This window comes from Micromonospora sp. NPDC049559, from assembly GCF_040676675.1.
GTDB lineage: Bacteria > Actinomycetota > Actinomycetes > Mycobacteriales > Micromonosporaceae > JBFAPK01.
Genome location: NZ_JBFAPK010000017.1, coordinates 85,682 through 106,348, shown reverse-complemented (window position 1 = coordinate 106,348; position 20,667 = coordinate 85,682). Strand labels below are relative to the sequence as shown.

21 protein-coding genes and 1 tRNA gene are annotated in these 20,667 nt (G+C 73.0%); 14 read left to right on the top strand and 8 right to left on the bottom strand.

Going from position 1 to position 20,667, the window contains the following annotated elements; all coding sequences use genetic code 11:
* Positions 1–101 precede the first annotated feature (101 nt).
* The 4 genes from AB0J86_RS19735 (at position 102) to AB0J86_RS19720 (ending at position 4,763) form a co-directional block, all read left to right on the top strand.
* A complete protein-coding gene (locus tag AB0J86_RS19735) occupies positions 102–1,868 on the top strand; it encodes a BTAD domain-containing putative transcriptional regulator (RefSeq protein WP_363859004.1) in 1,767 nt (588 codons plus the stop codon).
* A gap of 379 nt (positions 1,869–2,247) precedes the next feature.
* On the top strand, positions 2,248–3,351 hold the full coding sequence (locus AB0J86_RS19730; RefSeq protein WP_363859003.1) for a type VII secretion protein EccE: 1,104 nt from the start codon (positions 2,248–2,250) through the stop codon (positions 3,349–3,351).
* On the top strand, positions 3,348–4,082 hold the full coding sequence (locus AB0J86_RS19725) for a LuxR C-terminal-related transcriptional regulator (RefSeq protein ID WP_363859002.1): 735 nt from the start codon (positions 3,348–3,350) through the stop codon (positions 4,080–4,082). Before AB0J86_RS19730 ends, AB0J86_RS19725 begins: the two co-directional genes overlap by 4 nt.
* A 27-nt stretch (positions 4,083–4,109) precedes the next feature.
* A complete protein-coding gene (locus AB0J86_RS19720; protein WP_363859001.1) occupies positions 4,110–4,763 on the top strand; it encodes a response regulator transcription factor in 654 nt (217 codons plus the stop codon).
* Positions 4,764–4,780: 17 nt separating this feature from the next.
* Here AB0J86_RS19720 and AB0J86_RS19715 read toward each other — a convergent pair whose 3' ends face one another.
* From AB0J86_RS19715 to AB0J86_RS19705, 3 genes are read right to left on the bottom strand one after another with little or no spacing between them, the layout of a single operon-like run.
* Complete coding sequence (locus AB0J86_RS19715; protein ID WP_363859000.1) at positions 4,781–5,380, bottom strand: YdeI/OmpD-associated family protein; 600 nt, start codon at positions 5,378–5,380, stop codon at positions 4,781–4,783.
* 2 nt (positions 5,381–5,382) lie between these two features.
* Positions 5,383–5,955 (bottom strand): flavoprotein, encoded by a 573-nt coding sequence (locus tag AB0J86_RS19710; RefSeq protein ID WP_363858999.1) that lies wholly within the window; start codon positions 5,953–5,955, stop codon positions 5,383–5,385.
* Positions 5,936–6,133 (bottom strand): hypothetical protein, encoded by a 198-nt coding sequence (locus AB0J86_RS19705; protein ID WP_363858998.1) that lies wholly within the window; start codon positions 6,131–6,133, stop codon positions 5,936–5,938. The genes AB0J86_RS19710 and AB0J86_RS19705 overlap by 20 nt, the downstream gene beginning before the upstream one ends.
* Before the next feature lie 68 nt (positions 6,134–6,201).
* On the opposite strand from AB0J86_RS19705, the gene AB0J86_RS19700 reads away from it, so the two are divergent.
* Complete coding sequence (locus AB0J86_RS19700; protein ID WP_363858997.1) at positions 6,202–6,696, top strand: NUDIX hydrolase; 495 nt, start codon at positions 6,202–6,204, stop codon at positions 6,694–6,696.
* Here the strand turns inward: AB0J86_RS19700 and AB0J86_RS19695 are convergent.
* On the bottom strand, positions 6,683–7,927 hold the full coding sequence (locus tag AB0J86_RS19695; RefSeq protein WP_363858996.1) for a hypothetical protein: 1,245 nt from the start codon (positions 7,925–7,927) through the stop codon (positions 6,683–6,685). The two genes, AB0J86_RS19700 and AB0J86_RS19695, sit on opposite strands and share 14 nt — an antisense overlap.
* Before the next feature lie 379 nt (positions 7,928–8,306).
* Here AB0J86_RS19695 and AB0J86_RS19690 point away from each other — a divergent pair, with 379 nt between their 5' ends.
* From AB0J86_RS19690 to AB0J86_RS19660, 7 genes are read left to right on the top strand one after another with little or no spacing between them, the layout of a single operon-like run.
* Entirely contained in the window at positions 8,307–8,552 is a 246-nt protein-coding gene (locus tag AB0J86_RS19690) for a DivIVA domain-containing protein (protein ID WP_363858995.1), read from the top strand.
* Positions 8,549–8,758, top strand: a complete 210-nt coding sequence (locus AB0J86_RS19685) for a hypothetical protein (RefSeq protein WP_363858994.1) — start codon at positions 8,549–8,551, stop codon at positions 8,756–8,758. The genes AB0J86_RS19690 and AB0J86_RS19685 overlap by 4 nt, the downstream gene beginning before the upstream one ends.
* Positions 8,759–8,793: 35 nt before the next feature.
* Positions 8,794–9,792 (top strand): sigma-70 family RNA polymerase sigma factor, encoded by a 999-nt coding sequence (locus AB0J86_RS19680; RefSeq protein WP_363858993.1) that lies wholly within the window; start codon positions 8,794–8,796, stop codon positions 9,790–9,792.
* Positions 9,793–9,825: 33 nt separating this feature from the next.
* On the top strand, positions 9,826–10,617 hold the full coding sequence (locus tag AB0J86_RS19675) for an NAD(P)H-binding protein (RefSeq protein WP_363858992.1): 792 nt from the start codon (positions 9,826–9,828) through the stop codon (positions 10,615–10,617).
* On the top strand, positions 10,614–11,132 hold the full coding sequence (locus AB0J86_RS19670) for a hypothetical protein (protein WP_363858991.1): 519 nt from the start codon (positions 10,614–10,616) through the stop codon (positions 11,130–11,132). The genes AB0J86_RS19675 and AB0J86_RS19670 overlap by 4 nt, the downstream gene beginning before the upstream one ends.
* Positions 11,133–11,173: 41 nt before the next feature.
* On the top strand, positions 11,174–11,860 hold the full coding sequence (locus AB0J86_RS19665) for a hypothetical protein (protein ID WP_363858990.1): 687 nt from the start codon (positions 11,174–11,176) through the stop codon (positions 11,858–11,860).
* Positions 11,857–12,969 (top strand): XRE family transcriptional regulator, encoded by a 1,113-nt coding sequence (locus tag AB0J86_RS19660; RefSeq protein ID WP_363858988.1) that lies wholly within the window; start codon positions 11,857–11,859, stop codon positions 12,967–12,969. Before AB0J86_RS19665 ends, AB0J86_RS19660 begins: the two co-directional genes overlap by 4 nt.
* A 19-nt stretch (positions 12,970–12,988) precedes the next feature.
* Here AB0J86_RS19660 and AB0J86_RS19655 read toward each other — a convergent pair whose 3' ends face one another.
* Positions 12,989–13,696, bottom strand: a complete 708-nt coding sequence (locus AB0J86_RS19655; protein WP_363858986.1) for a TetR/AcrR family transcriptional regulator C-terminal domain-containing protein — start codon at positions 13,694–13,696, stop codon at positions 12,989–12,991.
* A 179-nt stretch (positions 13,697–13,875) separates the two neighbouring features.
* Between AB0J86_RS19655 and AB0J86_RS19650 the strand changes: the two genes are divergently transcribed.
* Positions 13,876–14,862, top strand: coding sequence for an NAD(P)-dependent alcohol dehydrogenase (locus AB0J86_RS19650; RefSeq protein ID WP_363858984.1), 987 nt, complete (start codon positions 13,876–13,878; stop codon positions 14,860–14,862).
* 64 nt (positions 14,863–14,926) lie between these two features.
* Here the strand turns inward: AB0J86_RS19650 and AB0J86_RS19645 are convergent, their stop codons facing one another.
* The 3 genes from AB0J86_RS19645 to AB0J86_RS19635 form a co-directional block, all read right to left on the bottom strand.
* Positions 14,927–17,272, bottom strand: a complete 2,346-nt coding sequence (locus AB0J86_RS19645; RefSeq protein WP_363858982.1) for a hypothetical protein — start codon at positions 17,270–17,272, stop codon at positions 14,927–14,929.
* 35 nt (positions 17,273–17,307) lie between these two features.
* Positions 17,308–18,816, bottom strand: a complete 1,509-nt coding sequence (locus tag AB0J86_RS19640) for an alkaline phosphatase D family protein (RefSeq protein ID WP_363858980.1) — start codon at positions 18,814–18,816, stop codon at positions 17,308–17,310.
* 387 nt (positions 18,817–19,203) lie between these two features.
* Positions 19,204–20,013, bottom strand: coding sequence for a hypothetical protein (locus AB0J86_RS19635; RefSeq protein ID WP_363858978.1), 810 nt, complete (start codon positions 20,011–20,013; stop codon positions 19,204–19,206).
* A 274-nt stretch (positions 20,014–20,287) separates the two neighbouring features.
* On the opposite strand from AB0J86_RS19635, the gene AB0J86_RS19630 reads away from it, so the two are divergent.
* Positions 20,288–20,360 (top strand) — tRNA-Arg (locus AB0J86_RS19630).
* The last annotated feature ends 307 nt before the right edge of the window (positions 20,361–20,667 follow it).

Genomic DNA, 20,667 nt, shown 5'->3' with positions numbered 1-20,667 from the left:
TCGAAGGGCGTGTCATCGGAACCTCATGTGTGCGGACGGATCGTAGGGGCACCGCGGCGGCCGGCCGCGGCCGACGCAGCCGATCCGGGGAGGTGCGGCAGGTGCTCTTCCACGTCCTGGGCCCGCTCGAGGTCCACAACCCGGCCGCGCGCCAGCTCGGCGCGGGCAAGCCCGCGACGCTGCTGGCGACCCTGCTGGTGCAGCCTAATACCTGGGTCGCCGGGGACGAACTGGTCGACGCGGTATGGCCGGATCAGGCCGCGCCCGCCTCGGCGGAGGCGAACCTGAAGACCTACGTCTGGCAGCTGCGCCGCCTGCTGCCCGGGTACGGGGGCGACGCGCGGATCGAGGGCCGTCCCGGCGCGTACCGGGTCCGGGTCGGCGCCGGTGAACTGGACGCGGAGCTGGCGGGCGAGCTGGGCCGCGCCGCCCGGGTGGCCGTGGCCGAGGGCGACCCGGACCGGGCGGTGCGGCTGCTGGAGGAGGCGCTGCGGCTGTGGCGGGGACGGCCGTTCGCCGACCTGGCCGGCCCGTCGGTCGCCGGTGCGGTCGCCCACCTCGACGAGCTGCGGCTGGAGCTGCGGGAACTGCTCGCCGAGGCGCAGTTGACGCTGGGGCGCGGTACGCCCGCGGTGGCCGCGCTGCGGGCGGTGACCGCCGAGTCGCCGCTGCGCGAGGGGGCGTGGGCGCTGCTGGTACGGGCCCTGCACGCGTCCGGGCTGCGCGCCGAGGCGTTGGCCGCCTACCAGCGGGCCCGGGAGGTCCTCGCCCGCGAGCTGGGGATCGAACCGGGTCCGGCGCTGGCCGAGGCGTACCGGGCCACGCTCGGCGGGGCGCGGGGCGGCGCGGCCCGCCGCGAGCTGCCCCGGGACGTGCCGCTGGCGGGCCGCGCGGCCGAGCTGGCGGCGGTACGGCGGGCCGCGACCGGCGCCGCGCCGGTGGTGCTCGTCGACGGCATGGCCGGCGTGGGCAAGACCGCGCTGGCCGTGCACGCGGCGCACCGGCTCGCGCCGCGCTACCCGGACGGGCAGTTCTTCGTCGACCTGCGCGGCAACGCCGACGGCGACCCGGCGGACCCGGGCCACGTGCTGGGGCGGCTGCTGCGCGGGATCGGCGTACCGGAGGCGGAGACCCCGGCCGACCCGGGCGAACGCGCCGCGCTCTGGCGCTCGGAGCTGGCCCGGCGTCGGGTCCTGCTGCTCCTCGACGACGCGTCCTCGGGTGACCAGGTCCTGCCGCTGCTGCCCGCCGGGACGGCCTGCCTGACCCTGGTCACCACCCGCGGCCGGGGCTGGCACTGCGACGGCGCGACCCGGATCCGGCTGGAACCGCTGGCCGGGGCGAACGGGACCGCGCTGCTCCGGGCGGCGATCGGCGACCGGGCGGACGCGGTGGGCCGGCCGGCCGTCGCGCCGGCCGCGACCGACGCCCTGACCGACACCCTGGCCGACGTGGTACGCCGCTGCGGCGGCCTGCCCGCGGCGCTGCGCGACGCCGCCGCGCGGCTGCACACCCGTCCGGAGTGGACGGTGCGGCGCCTCGCCGACGAGCTCCGCGACGACCCGTGTCGGGTGCTCTCCGAGGCCGTACGACGCTCGGTCGTCGACAGCTGCCGGCGGCTGGACGGCCTGGTACTCGCGACCTGGCACGCGCTCGACGGGCTGCCGGGCGAGTTCGGGCCGTCGGCCGTGGCGCGGACGCTCGGCGTGGGCCGCGACGCGGCGCGGGCGTGCCTGGAGGCGCTGGTCGACCGGGGACTGCTCGAGCCGGCCGGGCCGGACTCCTACCGGGGGCACGTCCTGCTCCGGCACCTGGCCGGATGTTCCGCCGGTCCGGGCCGGCGGCACGAGCGGCGCCGGGTCGCGTGAGGGGAGCCGGGCGATGACCACCGACACCAGCGGCCTCGGCCCCGCCGGGACGACCGCCCCTCCGGGACAGGGAGCCGCGCCGACCGGACGCCGCCCGTTCCGGCCCGTGCTGGCCGCGACGCGGACCCGGCCCCCGGCCACCCCGCACGCCACGCTCCCCGCACCACCTCCACCTCCGCCGCCTCCACCGCCTCCGCTCGCGGCACGGCCCTCGGCCTCGGCTCCGGCACCGACCTCGCCCCCGGTTCCGGCTCCGGCACCGGCTGCGGCTCGGGCCGCGTCGGTGCCCGCCACCGGGGCCGTCCCGTACCGGCCGGGCGGCGGCGCGGTACCGAACGCCGCACCTCGCCCCGTACCGTGGTCGCGGACCCTGCCGCCGGTGGCCCGCATCGTCTGCTGGCAGCTCGCCCTGGTGCTGGCCGGCGTCGCGGTCACCCGGCCCTGGCCGGTGGCGACCGGGCTCGGCGCGGCGGCGGCCGTGCTGCTCGGGCTGAGCGCCGCCCGGGTACGCGGCGAATGGCTCTCCACCCTGCTGCACCGGCGCGCCGGCTGGCTGCTGCGCCGCCGGTCGTACGCGCTGCCGCCGGCCACCCCGCCCACCGGCGGCCCGGGCCCGGAGAGCCTGCTGCCGGCGCTGCTGCCCGGCGCCCGGCTCGGTACGGCCGAGTTCGGCGGCGCGCCGGCCGGGCTGGTCAGCCAGCCGGACGCCCTGGTCGCGGTGCTGCGGCCGGCGGGCGACGCACCCGGGGCCGGGGCCGGTCCCGGGGCGGCGACCGGGCCCGGCGGCGTCTCCCCCGCCCACGCGCGGGACCCGTGGGACCTCGTCCGCGCCGCGTTCTCCGGCGCGCTCCTACCCGAACAGCCGGCCGACCAGGTGCCGTGGCTGGAGCTGGACCTGGTGCTGCACCGCGGCCCCCGGCAGGCGCGGCTGCGGGCGTGGCTCGCCGTCCGGGCCCGCCGGGACGCCGACGCGGCCGAGGACGAGCCGCTCCGCGTCGCGCTCGGCAACACCACCCGCCGGACGCTGCGCCGCGCCCGCCGAAGCGGACTCGACCTCGTGGTGCTGCCGGAGCGGGAACTGCTCGCCACCGTGCGGGCGCTGACCCACACCGGACCCGGCCGGGAGGCGCTGCGCGAGCGGTGGCGGTACTGGCAGGCCGGACCGGTCAGCCAGGTCGGGATGCGGCTGCGCGGGACCGGGACCCGTCCGCTCGACCCGGCCTCGGTGCTGCGCCGGATCTTCGCCCAGGTACCGGACGTCGCGCTCACCGTCGCCGTCGCCGCGCACGCCCCGGGGCCGACCGGGGTGCTGCGGATCGCCGCTGCCGCCCCGGAGTACGCGGACGCCGCGGCCGCACAGCTGGTCCGACTCGGTCCGGAGTGCGGCGTACGCCTCGAACGGCTGGACGGTCTGCACGGACCGGCCGTCGCCGCCTCGTTGCCGATTGGAGCCTCGTTGCCGATTGGAGGAACGCACCCATGACCGTCCACTTCCCCACCCCGGCACGGAGTCGGCGCTCGCAGACCGGGCCGGCGCGCCTGGCGGTGCTCGGTACCCGCGCCGTCCAGCCGATGGCGCTGTCCACCCACGCCGCGCTCGACGCGACGCTGGCGACGGCGACCCGGGACGTGCTCATCACGAGCGGCCGGTGGGCGGGCACCGCCGACCCCGTCGGCATGCTGCGCCAGGTCGACTACGAGAACCTGCGGCGCGGGGTGCGCTACCGGGTGCTCTTCCCCGACCGGGCCCGTACCGTGCCGGCGCTGGCCGCCCGGCTCGGCAGCCTGGCGCTCGCCGGCGCCGAGGTACGCACCCTGCCCGAGGTGCCGATGGACGCGATGGTCATCGACGAGTCGGTGGCCGTGGTTCCCGGCGATCGACCGGACGGCCGGGCGGGCGGCATCGCCGTGTTCCGGCTGCCCAGCGTGGTGCACACCGTCGTCGAGCTCTTCGAACGGGTCTGGCCGGCCGCCGTGTCGCTGCTCGCCGGCGACGTGCCGGAGGGCACCGAGCTGAACGGGCGGGAACGGGAACTGCTGTCGCTGCTCTCGGCCGGCTGCACGGACGAGTCCGCGGCGGCCCGGCTCGGCATCTCGGTGCGGACCGTACGTCGGATGATGTCCACCATCATGAACCGCCTCGGGGCCCGCAGCCGGTTCCAGGCCGGGGTGAAGGCGGCCGACCGGGGCTGGCTGGTCGAACGCGCCGGATGACACGGAATCGGGTTACCGTATGCGACTGTGCGGATACTGCTCACCGAGGACGACGAGGGGCTCCGGCTGGCCGTGGACGTGTCGCTGCGGGGCGCCGGGTTCGCCGTGGACACCGCGGTCGACCTGCCCGACGCGGACGAGGCGTTGAGCGTCAACGGGTACGACTGCGCCGTCTTCGACCGGATGCTGCCCGGCGGCGACGCGCTGCGGTACGTGGCGGAGCGGCGCCGCGCCGGCTGGCCGGTACCGGTGCTCTTCCTCACCGGCCGGGACGCGGTCAGCGACCGGATCGACGGACTGGCCTGGGGCGACGACTACCTGGGCAAGCCGTTCGCGATGAGTGAGCTGGTGGCCCGGGTCCGTAGCCTCTGCCGGCGCGGCGGCACCAGCCCGACCCCGGTACTGTGGATCGGCGATCTGGAGCTGGACCCGGGCCGGCACGAGGCGCGGCGCGCGGGCCGGGCGCTCGCCCTCACGGCGAAGGAGTTCGCGGTGCTCCGGCGGCTGCTGGCGGCCGGTGGTGAGCCCGTACGCCGGTCGGAGCTGATCGCGACCGCCTGGGACGAGTTGGTGCCGCCCGCCTCGAACGTGCTCGACGTGCTGATCGCGCAGCTACGGCGCAAGCTCGGCCCGCCGGCGGTGCTGCACACCGTACGCGGGGTCGGCTACCTGCTGCGCTGACCGCCCCGCGCCGCTCGTCAGCCGTCGAGGCCGCGCTTCTGCGGATAAATGGTCTCGCCCCGGGCGAGCATCTCGACGAACTGTTCGAGGCGGCGGGCCCGGGTCTCGGCGCGCTTGGCGCTGCCGAGCCGGTACAGGATCGCGTACCGGTTCTGCGAGGTCAGGATCTCGAACATCGCCCGCGCCCGGGGCTGGGCCGCCAGCGCGGCGGCCAGGTCCTCAGGCACCTCGGCGGCGGCCTGTCCGGCGTACGCCGCCTGCCAGCGGCCGTCGGCCTTCGCCCGCTCGACCTCGGCGAGCCCGGCCGGGTGCATCCGCCCCTCGGCGGTCAGCCGCTCCACGATGCCGACGTTCCGGGCCGACCAGGCGCTGCGGGCCCGGCGCGGGGTGAAACGCTGGAGGTAGGTGGCCTCGTCGCGCCGGCGTACCTGGCCGTCGATCCAGCCGTGGCAGAGCGCCTCGTCGAGCGCCTGGTCGTACGTGAGGTCCGTCGGTTCGGTGGTACCGCGCTTGGCGAGCACCAGCCACACCCCGGGCGACGCGCCGTGGTGCTCGCCGAGCCAGGCGCGCCACGCCTCGGCGTCCGGCATCACCAGTTCGGGCAGTTCGGCGGCCATCGTCAGCTCACTCCTCCGGGTCGACGACTCAACATCTCCGCGACGGCCGAGGTGAGCGCGTCCCACGGAAACGGCTCCGCCGAGGCCGGCCCGTCGTCGGGGGACGGCAGCGGATGCCGCGGCGGATCGAGCAGGACCGTGACACCCCAGGACCTCAGCCGCGACACCGCCTCGACGAACGCCGGGTGCCGGGCGAGCGCCGCGTTCGCCGTGGGCACGGCGACGATCGGCAGGCCGAGTCCGATCGCCTCGTTCAGCAGGCCGAGCGCCAGGGTGTCGCTGTTGCCGTACGCCATCTTGTTGATGGTGTTGAAGGTGGCCGGCGCGACGACCATGGCGTCGGCGGGCGGCAGCACGTCGGGCTCGTCCGGCCGCTTGTAGTCGGAGCGGACCGGGTGCCCGGTCAGCTCGACCAGCGGTGCCACGTCCATGAACTTCAGCGCGGACGGGGTGGCGACCACGCAGACCTCCCAGCCCGTATCCTGACAGTGCGCCACGAAGGGACCGAGCCGACCCGCGGCCCGTCCGCCGCAGGCGACGACGTAGAGGACCGGCTTACCGGGCAGCTCCGTCATCGGCCTCCTCGTTTCCGGTCCGCGCGTCGGTCGGGTCCGCACCATGCGGGTCGCCGTTGTGAAGGTAGCGCGGACACCGGCCGTCGAGGGCCGCGACCGCGTGGCCGAGGCGCTTCCAGACGTACGGTCGCAGCAGCCGGGCCGCCTCGTCCAGCCCGACCCAGTCGACGATGAGCATCGGCCCGAGTGGTGTGGTGATTTGATGGGGCGAGATCGTGGGCGGAATCTCGTCGGGGAGCGGCAGGAATGAGTGATACGTACGGATATTACGCTGGTCAGGCGAGGCTCGTCGGCGCGGCCGGCCTGATCATCCGGAACGCCACCAATTCTCTTCTGCTGTTGAAGCCGAGCTACAAGAGCGTGTGGCATGTACCAGGCGGGATCATGGAACCGGATGAATCACCGAGAGCTGCCGCTCGGCGGGAGGCTCTGGAGGAGATCGGTCTGGAAGTAGTCGTGGGACGGCTGCTGTCGGTCGACTACAAGTCCGCCAACACCGCGCGCCCCAGTGGAATCCAGTTCCTGTTCGATGGCGGGATCTTGCCGGACCACCAGCTATCCCAGATCAGACCGGACGCCACGGAGGTTCAGGAGTGGGGCTTCTTCCCCATCGACGAGGCCGTCGCCCTTGTCGAGCCCGGCGGACCAGCGGCCCGCCTGGCCAACACCCTGGGCGCCTTTCACTCATCGCATCCGATATATCTCGAAGACGGAGAATTGATCGAAGCTAGGACCCAATGACAGCGAGAGTGGCAACCTGATCGAGCAGGGCCCTGGTCGCCTGATGCCCTTTGGCAGCCGCAGCCGCCTCGCCTGCGAGCTGGCGCAGACGACCATTCACCCGGTCCGACTTGAGCCTTGCGGCGAGACGGACAGCCTCCGTCGCCTCTTCCGCCATGCCGTCGAGTTCGCCGCGCCTCAACCTCGCGGTGGCGAGATTCACGTGGTCCAGCGCCCGATTGCGGATTTGATCTAGACTCCGCGCCGTCGTGGCTCTCTGGATCACATCCTCCGCCTTGAGCGCGAACCGGGAGTCTACTCGCGCCAGATCTCGATAGCAGGAGCCAACCACTCCAGCAAACTGACTCTCGTTGAAATATCCGATCCATCCCGGGTCACGTTCCGAGCGCCCGTCCGCAATCCTCTGGCTGGCCTGGCCGATCGCCTGCTGGCATTCCCGGGAATGTCCGAGAATCGCGTAGGTCTTGGCCTCCATGCTGTGGAGCTTTGCCAGGACCGTCGCCGTCACCTGGGACCGCGAGAGGTGTCGGGCTAGTCCGAGCAGTTCGATGGAGTGCATCGGGTTGCCGAGATCCGCGTTCACCCGGGCCATGTCGCAGAGCAGGCGCGCGGCCAGGGCGGGATCCTGCGCCTGCTGCGCGACCTGGACGCCGAGCGAGAAGTAGCGCAGCGCCTCCTGCGTCTGACCAACGTCGTACGCCACCCAGCCCGTCACGGCGCACAGGTCCGCGACCGCCGGCAGCAGCTGGTGTGCCACCTTCTCGGTATACGTTCCGCGCACCAGCCGCATCGCGGTGTCGACGTATCCGATCGCCGCCTGGTACGGCACCCATCCGCCCATCTGCCGATCCCAGCGATGCAGCGATCTGGCAGCGGCGGCGACCTCGCGGGCCTCGGCCATGCCTACTCGAAACTGCTGAGCAGGCCCCACGAAGGCGAGGCTTCCGAGAACCGATCCGCTGAGCAGCACATCCCGCCTGCGCATCGAGCCACCTCCAGCCTCCGAGTCTGCCTCAACCGCGACGAGTCCCAGCCCCAAGACCGAGAGCGCGGACGGGGACAGCTCGGCGAACAAGCTGCGCTCGGGCACGCCGTACACCAACGCCCAGAGTGAACGATAGAAGTCGCTGGGCTCGTGGTCGCCGCGTTCCCAGCCTTTCAGCATGCGTACCAAGCTCTCGCGCGAGGGCACCGCAAGGCGCAGCTGCCGCGCTTTCTCCTCCAAGGCCATGGCGGCGCGTACTTGCGACCAACGTGGCGACCGCTGGTTCCGCTGCGCCCTGAGACGTAGCGCCCATGCCGGAGGCTGCTCCACGACAAGATCCCCTCGGGGACACTGTGTCCCCTTCGAGTCACCGACTGTCATCTGCAAGCCGCAGCCTACCTCCGAAATGCTGGTCACACGGCCCGGGGCGGGTGCTGCGGAGACGGCTCCTCGTGTGGCACCGCAGGAAGTCGACCCCGCCCGCTCCGGTGCCGATCCATCGAGCCGACGGGAGGCGCGAGTGGAACGGAGAGGTCCGGCAGCCGGGCGAAGGACGGGTCGCCACGCTGCTGCGGCCGGTGCGCCCGCGGGCGTACGCCGGTCGGAGTGTGCGGAGGCCGCTGGGGTGGTCTATCCCCGGCTGACCTCGGCGGAGCTGAGGGCCGTACGGCTCACGCGGCGGCGGTGGCGCGGTCTCGACCCTGACGAGGTCTACGCATTGCTGCGGCGGGTTGCGGACGAACTGGACCTGCTGCACCGGGACCTGCGAGTCGCCCAGGAGGACGCGGATCGGGTCAAGGCGGCACTGCTGCGCGGGCAGACCGGCAACGCGCGGGCCTCCGATCGCCGCTGGCGAGGTGGACGGCCATGACGAGTGGCCCCGCTGGCAGCGCGTCCGGTCCGGTGCACGTCTCGGACGAGATGGCCGCGCACTACCGGGAGACGATGCTGGCGCACGCCGATGATCCGACGACGGGCGCGTGCGTCCGCTGCCAGCGAACCCGGTGCGACGAGTGGCGATGGGCCTACGAGCGGCTGGTGCTCGCGGGCCGGCTCGGTGATCTGCAAAAGCCGTGACAGTTGCGGCGGCGGCTGCTGCCACACTTGGCGGGATGGCTCCGGACGACCCGCTCGCCGACTTCGAGGCAGAGCGGCCTCGGCTCTTCGGCCTGGCGTACCGGATGCTCGGCTCGGCCGAGGACGCGGAGGACGTCGTCCAGGACGCCTTCCTCCGCTGGAACGGGGTGGACCGGGCTCGGGTGCTCTGGCCGTCGGCCTGGCTGGCCAAGGTGGTTACCAACCTCTGCGTCAACCGGCTGACCGCCGCCTCGGCGCAGCGGGAACGGTACGTCGGCCCGTGGCTGCCGGAGCCGGTGCTGACCGGGGGCGGGGCGCTCGGTCCGCTGGAGACCGCCGAGCAGCGCGAGTCGGTGTCGTTCGCCCTGCTGGTGCTGCTGGAGCGGCTCACCCCGGCCGAGCGGGCGGTCTTCGTGCTGCGGGAGGCGTTCGGGTACGCCCACCGCGACGTCGCCGAGGTGCTGGAACTCTCCGAGGTCAACTGCCGGCAGCTGCACCGCCGCGCGCGGCAGCGCCTGCGGGAGCCCGGCGCGCCGGGGCAGCACGGACCGGAGCGGCCCGCGCAGGAGCAGCACGGGCGGGAGCGGGGTCCGGACGGCGTGCGGCCCCGGTTCACGCCCGAGCACCGGCAACGGACCGCGTTGCTGGAGCGGTTCCTGGCCGCCGCCGGGGACGGTGACCTGCCCGGCCTGGAGCGGCTTCTCTCCGCCGACGTCGTCTCCTGGGCCGACGGTGGGGGCGAGATCGGCGCCGCCCGCCGCCCCGTGCTCGGCCGCGACCGGGTCGCCCGGTACCTGGCCGGCGGCGTCGAGCGGTTCGCGCGGCACGCGCGCTGGCAGATCGCCGAGATCAACGGCGAGCCCGCCGTGCTCGGGCTGGTCGACGACGACGTCCTCGGCGTACTGGTGCCCGAGGTCACACAGGGCCGGATCAGCGCGCTGCGGATCGTCGCCAGCCCGCGCAAGCTGGCGTTCCTGACCCGGCAGCTGGCCGGGCCGTCACGTTCCGGAGGTCTCGCCGGTCCTAACGGGTGACACCGAACCGGTGACATCCGAAGGGAGATCTTCGTGCGTGATCAGATTCTGGTGACGGGAGCCAGCGGGCTCCTCGGTCACCTGCTGGTCCGGCGGCTGCGGGAGGCGGGACGCCCGGTACGGGCGACCAGCCGCCACCCCCGCCCGGCCGGCGCGGACCCGGGGCTGACCTGGGCCAGGGCGGACCTGCGCGCCGGCACCGGGGTACGGGAGGCCGTGGCGGGCGCCGGCGCCATCGTGCACTGCGCCACGGCGTCCGGGCGGCGGTCCGAGGTCGAGCTGGCCCGTACCCTCGTCGAGGCGGCCCGCGACGCGGGCTCGCCGCACCTGCTCTACGTCTCGATCGTCGGGGTGGACCGGGTGCCGCTCGGCTACTACCAGGGCAAACTGGCGGCGGAGCGTCTGGTCGAGCGCTCGGGGCTGCCGTACACGATCCTGCGCGCCACCCAGTTCCATGACCTGCTCCGCGTGGTCCTCGCCCGCGCGGCGGCGGTACCGGTGATGCCGGTGCCGGACCTGCGCTTCCAGCCGGTCGACGCCGGTGAGGTGGCCGACCGGCTCGCGGAGTTGGCACTCGGTGACCCGGCCGGCCGGGCGCCCGATCTCGCCGGCCCCGAGGTACGGCACACCCGTGACCTCGCGCGCGCCTACCTCGCGGCGACCGGGCGGCGGCGCCCGATGGTCCCGGTCCGGCTGCCCGGCCGGACGTTCCGGGCATTCCGGGCGGGCGGTCACCTGGCCCCGGAGCACGCGACCGGGCGGGTCACGTTCGAGGAGCACCTGGCGCGCTTCGCCGGCCTGCGGTCGTACCGGGAGACCCGGTGACGGCCGGGCGGGCCCGGCCGCGGCCGGCCTGGCGGCGGCGGTCCTGGCTGCGGGCCGGTCTCGTCTTCCTCGCCGGGATGTGGGGCCTGGTCGGCGCGATACAACTGCTGCTCCCCCGCGTCTTCTTCGACGACTTCCCCGCGCCGGGACACCCCTGGGTGGCGATGCTGCCGCCGTACAACGAGCACCTGATGCGGGACGTCGGCGCGCTGGTGCTCGCGAACGCCCTGGTCCTGGCGGTCGCGGCGGTGTCGATGGAGCGGAACCTGGCGCGTACCGCGCTGGCGGCGAACCTGGTGTGGTCCGTGCCGCACCTGGCCTTCCACGCCAGCCACGTCGGGCACTACCCGCCGGTCGACGCGGTGGCACAGACGGCCAGCCTCGCCCTGGGGGTGGCGCTGCCGGCGGTCCTGCTCGTCGCCGCCTGGCTGGACCCCCCGCCCGGCGCCCGACCCGGCGTGCCGGACGAGCGACCCGGCGTGTCGGACGAGCGGTCCGGCGTGTCGGGCGCTTGATTTCCGCAACATCATCTGGAGGATCGGCTAGGTTTTCCGGCATGGGTCTGTTGGGCGACGCGGTGGCGGTGCTGGACGAGCGGGGCGTGCTGGAGCGGCTGGGTCGGTTGATCCAGCAGGTCTACCGGCGGGCCGCGGACCGGCACGAGCCGGAGCTGGGCGACGACGCGATGAGCTTCGGCACCACCGTGTGGCGCAACCTGACCAACCTCGGCAAGGCCGAGTTCGACGGCGTGGACGGGGTACGGGCCCGCCTGGAGGACAACTCGCTGGAGATCCTCTGCGCCGGGTACGTGGTGCGGCTCTACTCGCTGCAGGGCGGCATCGAGTCGATCCGCTGGGAGGGGAGCGAGGCCCGGCTCGGCGGGGCGGTGGAGAACAGCCGCGACCGCCAGCTGGCCCTGGAGGACCAGTTCCCCGAGGCGTTCGCCGGCGTGATGCCGCCGAAGCGCCACATCCGGATCGCGCACACCGGCGACCTCGCCACCGGCGAGGCGATCGCGTACGTCGGGCTGCCCCGGGACAACCGCGACGGCGGGTCGCCCTGGTTCGAGGTGATGCTCTGGCTCGGCGAGGCGCCCGCCGCCGGCACGCCGCTGCCGATCGCCGGCACCGAGGGCGGCGTGCCCGAGCAGCGGCACGACGAGCTGCCCATTCCCGAACTCGCGCTGGAGACACTGCGGCCCGCCGCCACCGTCGGCCGCGCCGCCAACGGCCACCCGGCGTGACCGGGGCACCGCGACCGCCGGTACCCGCTGCTGCCGCCGCCGCGGCGTTCGAGCCACACGCGCTCGGGCTGGCCCGGCGGTGGCGACGGATGCGCAAGAACGAGCTGGCCCGGCGGGTCGGCGTCACGGCCGCGGCGGTCAGCCAGTACGAACTCGGCCAGGCCCGCCCGTCGGCGGCGGTGCTGGCCCGGCTGGCGCTGGCGCTGTCGATGCCGGTCGAGTTCTTCGCCGCCGGTTTTCCGGCGCCCGCCACGCCGGGGCACGCCCATTTCCGCAGCCTGAGGGCGACGAGCCAGGCGGAGCGGGACCAGGCGGAGGCGTTCGGCGAGGTCGCCTGGCGGGTGGTCGAGGTGGTCGAGCGGCACCTGCGGCTGCCCCGGCTGCGGCTGCCGCAGCTCGATCTGCCCGAACCGGCGCAGGCCGAGGACGTACGGGCCGCGGCAGCCACGGCGCGGGCGGCCTTCGGGCTCGGCGACGGACCGGTGCCGCACATGGTGCGGCTGCTGGAGTCGTACGGGGTGATCGTGCTCGCCCTGCCCGACGTCTCCGAGCGGGTCGACGCCTTCTCCCACTGGTACGGCCAGCGCCCGTTCGTCTTCCTCAACCCGGCGAAGGACGACAAGGCCCGCTCCCGGATGGACGCCGCCCACGAGGTCGGTCACCTGCTGATGCACCACGACGCCGAACCGGGCAGCCAGATCCTGGAGCGGGAGGCGAACGCCTTCGCCTCGGAGCTGCTCGCCCCGAGCGCGGTGCTGCGGGACGAGCTGCCGGCCCGGCTCGACTTCGACCGGCTGCACGAGCTGAAACGCCGCTGGGGCATCAGCCTCAAGGCGCTCGTCTACCGGGGGCACGACCTGGGTGTGTACCGCGAGCACACGTACCGGCGCGGGATGAGCCTGCTCGCCCAGTGGGGGTACCCCGAACCCGGCGACCTCGGCCCGCGCGAACGGCCGTCGCTGCTCGGCAAGGCGGCCGAGCTGCTGGAACGGCAGCGGATCGGGGTCGACGAGTTGGCGGGGCGGGCCGGGCTGCCGCCGGCGCTCGCGCAGACCGTGGTCGAGGCGGCCACCGAGCACGTTCCCGAGCTGCGGCTCACGCCCGGATAGGTCGGGCCGGGGCTGCGGGTCAGGTGTGGTCGCGCAGCCGGTCGAGGCCGTCGAGGATCAGGTCGAGCCCGAACTCGAACTCGGTCTGGTCGTCGCACCAGCCCAGCGTGGAGTCCGGATCGTCGTGGGCGACCTCGGCCAGCATGCCGACGAGGTGCGGGAATCGCTCGGCCAGCTGCGCCATCAGGCCGGCCGCCTCGTCGCCGGTCGGTGCGCCGCCGGGGTCGAAGAGCTCCTGGCTGAACCCGAGCGCGCGGCTGCCGAGGGCGTGCAGCGCGTGGTGGATCTGGTCGTAGGAGAAGCCGCCGTCGCGCATGAGCCCGACCAGGGAGTCGTGGTAGCGCAGGACCGCCGGGCTGGTGTTGGTACGCGATTCGAGGACGCGCGGTGCCCACGGGTGGCGGAGCAGGACCTCGCGCGCGGCGAGGATCCGCTGGCGCACGGCCTTCTTCCAGTCGGCGCCGTGGGACGGTACGTCGATCCGCTCGACGGTCTCGTTGATCTCGTCCACGACGACCTCGGCGATGCCGTCGAGGACGTCTTCCTTCTTGGCCACGTGGTAGTAGAGCGACATCGCCTCGGCCCCGAGCCGGTCGGCGAGGCGGCGCATCGTGAGCGACTCGACGCCGCCCTCGTCGGCGAGCGCGACGGCGGCCGTCAGCACCCGCTCGCGGCTCAGCGGGACCCTCGGCTCGGTTCCCGGTCGGGCTTGGGTGGCCACGCGCATCAACCCCTTCTCCGCGACCGATCGTACAAGTGCGGGCGGGGTGGTCCGGCGCGGCGACCGTTGACAGCCTTACGACGTAAGTCGTACCTTACGTTGTAAGACTTACGGCGTAAGAATGCTCGCCGTGAGCGGCTCAGCGCTCGTGTACGCAGCCCGACCGCAGCGGATGAGGAGACGCCATGAAGGCGTTCGTCGCACGTTCGTACCGCACCGCCGACCTTTTGGAACTCACCGACCTGGCCACGCCCGTGCCCGCCGACGACGAGATCCTGGTACGGGTCCGCGCCACCTCGATCAACCCCTACGACTGGCACCACCTGCGGGGCGAACCCCGCGTCGCCCGGCTCATGCCCGACGGCCCGCGGCTGCGCCGGCCTCGGTACGACGTGCTCGGCTGCGACGTGGCCGGGCAGGTCGAGGCCGTCGGTCGGGACGTCACCCGGTTCCGCCCCGGCGACGACGTGTACGCGCTGGTCGAACAGGGCGGCTTCGCCGAGTACGTCACCGTGCCCGAGCACCTGCTGGCACCGAAACCGAAAAACCTCTCGTACGAGCAGACGGCCGCGATACCGATGGCCGGCGCGACCGCGCTGCTGGGCGTACGCGAGGTCGGGCGGCTCCGACCCGGCCAGCGGATACTCGTCAACGGGGCCTCGGGCGGGGTCGGCACGTTCGCGGTGCAGCTCGCCCGCGCCCTCGGCGCGAACGTGACCGGCGTCTGCGGCACCCGCAATCTCGACCTGATACGCCGCCTCGGTGCGGACGAGATCCTCGACTACCGCACCGCGGACTTCACCCGGGCCGGGCAGCGCTACGACCTGGTGCTCGACGTCGCCGGGAACCGATCCCTGCGGGCCTGCCGACGAGTCCTCGCGCCCGACGCCACGTACGCCGTGGTCGGCGGGCCGGCCGGACGGTGGCTCCAGCCGGTCGGCCACATGGTCTCGACGTTCGCGCTCGCACCCCTGGTACCGGCACGGGTCGCCCTCGTCGACACGGTCCGGTGCGACACCAAGCGGGGACTGCTCGAAACGTTGACCGAGCTGGTCGAGGACGGCAAGCTCACCCCGGTCGTCGACCGGCGGTACCCGTTCGACGAGCTGCCGGCGGCGCTCGCGTACCAGGAGCGGGGTCACCCGGTCGGCAAGGTGGTCGTGACGATCTGACCAGCCAGGCACAGGCGGAACGGCCGGCCGCGTACCGCTCGCGGCCGACCGTTCCCCGCTCTGGTCACCAGACCGAGTTGGAGAAGCCCAGCCGCAGGATGATCTGGTCGAAGCCGTTGCCGTCGGCGTCGTCGGTGTAGGCCACGTTGACCTCCCCGAAGGCGGAGACGGCCAGCGCCACCTGATCCTGCCGCTGGGCGGTGGTCGCGTTGAACCGCGTCGCCGGCAGGCGGCCGGCGACCGTACCGTCGGGATTGAAGCCCCGGGCCCACACGTCCGTGCCCGAATAGCCCACCTCGGTCCAGGCCACCACCGTGTTGCGCTGGTCGTCGAGAGCGATCCGCGGCGCGCTCTGCGCGCCGACCGGGTCGCCGACGCCCGGGCTGTCCTCGGTCACCAACCGGTCGGTGCTGACCGCGGCCCCGGTCGGGGTGAACAGCCGGCTGTAGAGCCGGACCTTGCCGGTCTGGTCCCCCTCCCAGGCGACGGCGATGTCCCCGTTGAAGTTCACCGCGACGCTGGCGGCCCGCTGCTGGCCGGCGTCGTCGTCGTTCGCGGCGAACTCGGCGACCTTGGTGCCACCGCTGGGCGTGAGCACCTTCAGCGCGATGTTGTAGTAGCCGTTGCCGTCGGTGTCTTCCTCCCACCCGACCGCGATGTTGCCGGCGGCGCTCATGCCCACGTCGGGGCGGTGCTGGCCGCCGCCGCTGGCGGCGGTCCGGCTGACCTGGCTCTCGAAGGTCTTGCTGCCGATCGAGGCGTACCGGGCCAGCCGGATGGTCGGCGAAGCGCCGGACTGGACGTCCTCCCAGGCCACGGCGAACCCGCCGCCGTCCGGGTCGGCGGCCACCGACGGGTGGATCTGCTGGCCACCGGTGGCGGCGTTCGCGACCGCCGAGCCGGCCACGGTGCCGTCCGGCTTCACCACGGTGACGTTGATGTCGTTGTAGCCGTTGCCGTCACCGTCGATCGCCCAGGCCACGTACGCGTTGCCCGCGTCGTCCAGCGCCACGTCCGGCTGGGTGTGCCGCCAGTTGCCGGTGCCACCCGCCGACAGCTTCTTCTCGTAGACGCTGGTGCCGTTCTTGAAGAGCCGCAGGAACACCTCGCTGTGGATGTCGTCCTCCGGGGCGGCGGTGTCGCGGTCGTCCTCCCACACCACCGCGAGGTGGCCGTTGCGGTTGGCCGCCACGGCGGAGAAGTCCTGGTCGCCGCTGGCGTTGCTGTTGCCGGTACCGAGGGTCGCGTTGGGCCAGTCGTCGACCCGTACCTTCAGCGCCGCCTCCTTGAGCCGGTCGAACCGCGTGCCGTACGCCTGGTAGGTGACCGGGTCGGTCGACTTCACGGTGATCGCGTCGTCCCTGTGCAACTGCCGGTCGGTGAGCCCGCGCAGTCCGGTCACCACCGTGCCGGTGCCGGCGGTGCTGCCCGAGACCAGGACGAAGCTCGTGCCGAGGTTCCCCAGGTCGCAGTCACCGCCCACCGGGTAGTGACAGCCACCCGGCCGGTACGTGTGGTTGGCGATGCCGGCCGCGCCCAGCGCCGGCACCGCGTCGTTACGATCGCCGATCACCACCTCGACGGTGCAGCCGGCGGTCTTCTTCGCCGACAGCTTGTTGACGATTCCGGCCCGGTCGACGGTCCAGGCGGCGGCCGCCACCCGGATCGTGGCGCCGGGGCAGACGGCGGCGTCGATCGGCGCCGCCAACGGGTCCGCCTCGGTGGCCGCCCGGGGCGAGAAGTACGCCACGGTCTTCCCGTCCGCGCTGGTCACGCCCCCGGTGAAGGTGGCGGGCGTACCAGCGCGCAGGGCGGCGAAGTAGTTGCGGAAGCCGGTGGCGAGGTTCGCGTCACCCGCGCTGAGCAGCAGGTCGTGCTGGGCGAGCCGTCCCCTGCCGGTGGGGTCGGCCGAGGTCTGCACCACCACGTTCTGCCGGCCGTCGCCCAGCGCGTCGAAGATCCAGAAGCCCGCCGTGTCGAGCGCGCCGGCGCCGCTCAGACACCCCTCCACGCACCAGGTGAAGTTGCCCGGAGTGATCCCGCCGGCCAGAGCGGCGAGCGCCGTCGAAGGAGCGGCGCAGGCGCCGGTGGTGTCCCGGATGGCGCACTGCTCGGCCACCACCTGCACGGTCACCTGCCGGCCGTTCTGGGCCGCCAGCAGCCGATCGGTAACCGCCTGCTCGGTGAGCGCCGGCAGGGAGACCCGGATCGTCGAGCCGGTGGCCGCGGCGTCGACCAGGTCGGTCAGCTGGGTGATCAGACTGTCGTCCGCGCGGGAAACGGTCGGCTCGTTGAACGAGACCGACGAGCTTGCGGCGGCGTACGCCGCGAGGGGTGGTGACGCGCCGACGACGAGCGCCGGTACGACCAGCGCCGCCAAGGCGCCGGACGCGACCAGTCGTACGTTCACCGATGTCCTCCTTCGTGTGGTCGGTGTCGCCGCGGTCAGGCGGTCTGGAGTCCGGGCCGACCGGCCTCGATGGCGAACGAGGCCAGCGTGTACGCGGGATAGTCGCGTACAGTGATCTTGTCCACGGCCCGGTAGTCGACGCGCATCGCGGTCTGGTCGATGCTGGCCCGGATGTAGCCGCGCAACGAGTTGTGGAACTTGACGTGCGGGTTGGTGCTCGCCGCGTACGCCCGGTACAGGGCGGCCTCGTCGTCGGACATGCCCGTGGCAACGGCCAGGGTGGCGCTGCCGTCGCCGCCGCTGGAGACCGAGGAGGTCACCAGCTCGGAGCCGATGACCGGCGAGGTCGAGCTGGCGTAGTCGAGCTTCAGGTCGTTGGCCCAGGCGCTGTGCACGTCGCCGGTGAGCACCACCGGGTTGGGCACCGCCCGGTCCACCCAGCCCTGCTGGACGCGGCTGCGGGAGGCGGTGTAGCCGTCCCAGGCGTCCATGTTCGAGGTACCGCTGCTGTTGATGAACTGGGCGAAGAAGACTTGCTGCCCGATGACGTCCCAGGTCGCGTAGTGCTGCGCCAGTCCGTCGAGCAGCCAGGCCTCCTGGGTGCCGCCGGTGATGCTCCGGCTGGGCAGCGAGGCGTCCGAGCAGGTCTTCGACCCGTCGCCGCACGCCTGGTCGCTGCGGAACTGCCGGGTGTCGAGCATGTGGAAGGTGGCCAGGTTGCCCCAGCGCAGCCGCCGGAAGAGCTGCATGGAGCCGCCGCTCGGCGCCGAGCTGGCCCGCAGCGGCATATGCTCGTAGTAGGCCCGATACGCGTCGGCCCGCCGGTCGGCGAACGGGCGCGGCTGGGTCTGGCCCTCCTGCGGGACCAGGCCGGCGTAGTTGTTCTCCACCTCGTGGTCGTCCCAGACGACCACCCAGGGCGCCGCCGCGTGCGCGGCCTGCAGGTCCGGATCGGACTTGTACTGTCCGTAGCGGGCCCGGTAGTCGGCGAGGGTGTAGATCTCCCCGCTGGTGGCGTGCGGCCGTACGGTGCCCGACGTCGGTCCGTCCTCGTAGATGTAGTCGCCCAGGTGCAGAATGAGGTTCGGGTTCTCCTCGGCGATCCGCCGGTAGACGGTGTAGTAACCCGACTCGTAGTGCGCGCAGGACGCGAAGGCGACGTTGAGGGCCGAGGTGGCGGCACCCAGGGCCGGGGCGGTACGGGTCCGGCCGACCGGAGATATGTAACCCTCAGCCCGGAAGCGGTAGAAGTACTCGGCGTTCGACTGGAGCCCGGCCAACTCGACGTGCACCGTGTGCGCCGAGGCGTACCTGGCGACGACCGAGCCGGACTGCACGAGTTGGGTGAAACCCTCGTCCTTGGCGACCTGCCAGTCGACCGTGACGTCCCGGTTCGGCATGCCGCCGTAGCCGTCGGCGTTCAGCGGTGACGGGGCCAGTCGGGTCCACAGCACCACCCCGTCGGGCGTCGGGTCGCCGGAGGCGATGCCGAGCCGGAACGGAAACGACGACAGCGCGGCCCGGGCGCTGCGACCACCGGTCACGCCCGCTCCGAGGATCACCCCACCGGCTGTCAGTCCCCCGAGAATGAATGTTCGGCGGTTGAGTTCGCGCACCTGGTGTCTCCCTCCCTGCGGCGCCGGCCGGACGGCCGGCCGGACTGCTACCGTCGTCGGGAGTGGGGCGTAAGGTGTGCCTGCCGTCACACACCCGATCCGGGCGAGCGGAAAGCTACCATCGAAGATCACCTTCTTGGGGCGCCGTCCTGGTAACGGGGCGATAAACCGGGGGCCCTTTCCTTCCGTACGATGCGTCGGCCGCCTGGTACGTCCACGTTGCGCACGTTCCGGTCCAGCCGGCGCTGGCGCTGCCGCGGGCCTGAATGTCGGTGGTCTCGGTCGGCCGTCTTGCGTCGGGAGCGTCGGTTACGACTACGAGGTATGCCTCGGCTTCGCCAAACGTTCGCATTGGGAGCAGGCGGCATCGGTGGCCTCGTGATCCCGGCCCCACAGGTAGACGTCACGCTCACCGCGCCGGGGCGGTACCGCGGCAAGTTGGAACCGGCGTAGTCGGGTCAGGTCGGCCGGCAGCGCGGCGAAGCTGGACTCGCGCAGCTGGAAGCGGCCGACGACGACCGCACCGTCGACCATCGTCAGCAGGGCATGGTACTCGCGAAAGTCCTCGGGTCCGTCGGACGAGTGCACCGTCTCACCCTTCCGGCGGGCCCGCAGGATGTGCCGGCCGTCCGGCTGCAGATGGGCCAGCTGCCGTTCCACGTACCGACTACTGGAGGGTTCGAGCACCACCAACTCGCGCGCCAGCGACTCCAGGGTCACGGTATCGAGAGCCTTGAACCCACCCGGCGTACGAGGGAGCTGCCAGCCGCCCGGCCGGAACGCCGGCCTGGTCGCGGGCGGCGTGGCCGGGCGCGGCAACTGCGGGCTCTCGATCAGATAGCTGTAGTCGACACCAAGCTTGTCCAGATGGCGGGTCAGCCACTCCCGCTGGTAGGCATTGGCGGTCTGCCACATCCAAACGAACGGGTCGAACTCATCAGGCCGCAGACCCCCGGCCGTCGGCAAGTTGTGGCAGACGTCCGCGATCACCCGGATCTGCTCCAAGTGCCCATCCGGGTGCTTCGCCGACTCCGGTCTGAACGCGAGATACCTGATCTCTATCAGCGCCTCGTGCAGCAGATACGCCCTCACGTACTCCCGCTCCCGACGTCCCCACACCCGCATGCCGGCATTCTCGCCCCCGCCCCGACCGTCGGATAGCAGCCGGGCTCCCCAGGCGGGCTAGATGATCTCCATGCGTGTGCACCAGTTGTGCTCCGACGCCGCCGCACGCCACTGACCGACGCCGACCAGCCGTACGCGACAGCGACCGGCCCACCGCCCAGCGACGACCGCGCGCGGTCGGTGTGCGATCCACGGCCGGCGCTGCCAGCGGTGACAGGTTCCGCGGGTCCCTGTGCCACACCGACCACCGCCGGTGGGTACCCTGGAACGGCCCGCCCTCGTAGCTCAGGGGATAGAGCAACGGTTTCCTAAACCGTGTGTCGCAGGTTCGAATCCTGCCGGGGGCACCCCAAAGATCAGCGGAAACGTCATCTGACCAGCGGAAACGCCTCTCGGCCGAGAGGATCTCGTAGGCAGTCGTAGGCCACCTGGAGCCGCCGCTTGTCGCCGTCCGTGCAAAATACGTGCAATGATCTTGACCCCATCGGGCCAACTGTTCGCGCAGCTCAAAGCTATGAGCCGACAGTCGTTCAACACGGAGCTTGCACGGTGGCGTGCACCGCTTCAGCCCCCGGCTAGGCGCCCTCACCGCAGCTCTCGTGGCATAACCGACCCGCGTCCACCCACCATCACCAACCAGCAGCGTACGGTCCA

Bases quoted from the DNA above. Each gene is read 5' to 3' on its own strand.
- AB0J86_RS19725 (WP_363859002.1), top strand. From the start codon at position 3,348: ATGACCGTCCACTTCCCCACCCCGGCACGGAGTCGGCGCTCGCAGACC.
- AB0J86_RS19715 (WP_363859000.1), bottom strand. From the start codon at position 5,380: ATGGCCGCCGAACTGCCCGAACTGGTGATGCCGGACGCCGAGGCGTGG.
- AB0J86_RS19710 (WP_363858999.1), bottom strand. From the start codon at position 5,955: ATGACGGAGCTGCCCGGTAAGCCGGTCCTCTACGTCGTCGCCTGCGGC.
- AB0J86_RS19705 (WP_363858998.1), bottom strand. From the start codon at position 6,133: ATGCTCATCGTCGACTGGGTCGGGCTGGACGAGGCGGCCCGGCTGCTG.
- AB0J86_RS19700 (WP_363858997.1), top strand. From the start codon at position 6,202: ATGAGTGATACGTACGGATATTACGCTGGTCAGGCGAGGCTCGTCGGC.
- AB0J86_RS19695 (WP_363858996.1), bottom strand. From the start codon at position 7,927: ATGGCCTTGGAGGAGAAAGCGCGGCAGCTGCGCCTTGCGGTGCCCTCG.
- AB0J86_RS19685 (WP_363858994.1), top strand. From the start codon at position 8,549: ATGACGAGTGGCCCCGCTGGCAGCGCGTCCGGTCCGGTGCACGTCTCG.
- AB0J86_RS19680 (WP_363858993.1), top strand. From the start codon at position 8,794: ATGGCTCCGGACGACCCGCTCGCCGACTTCGAGGCAGAGCGGCCTCGG.
- AB0J86_RS19665 (WP_363858990.1), top strand. From the start codon at position 11,174: ATGGGTCTGTTGGGCGACGCGGTGGCGGTGCTGGACGAGCGGGGCGTG.
- AB0J86_RS19655 (WP_363858986.1), bottom strand. From the start codon at position 13,696: ATGCGCGTGGCCACCCAAGCCCGACCGGGAACCGAGCCGAGGGTCCCG.
- AB0J86_RS19650 (WP_363858984.1), top strand. From the start codon at position 13,876: ATGAAGGCGTTCGTCGCACGTTCGTACCGCACCGCCGACCTTTTGGAA.
- AB0J86_RS19635 (WP_363858978.1), bottom strand. From the start codon at position 20,013: ATGCGGGTGTGGGGACGTCGGGAGCGGGAGTACGTGAGGGCGTATCTG.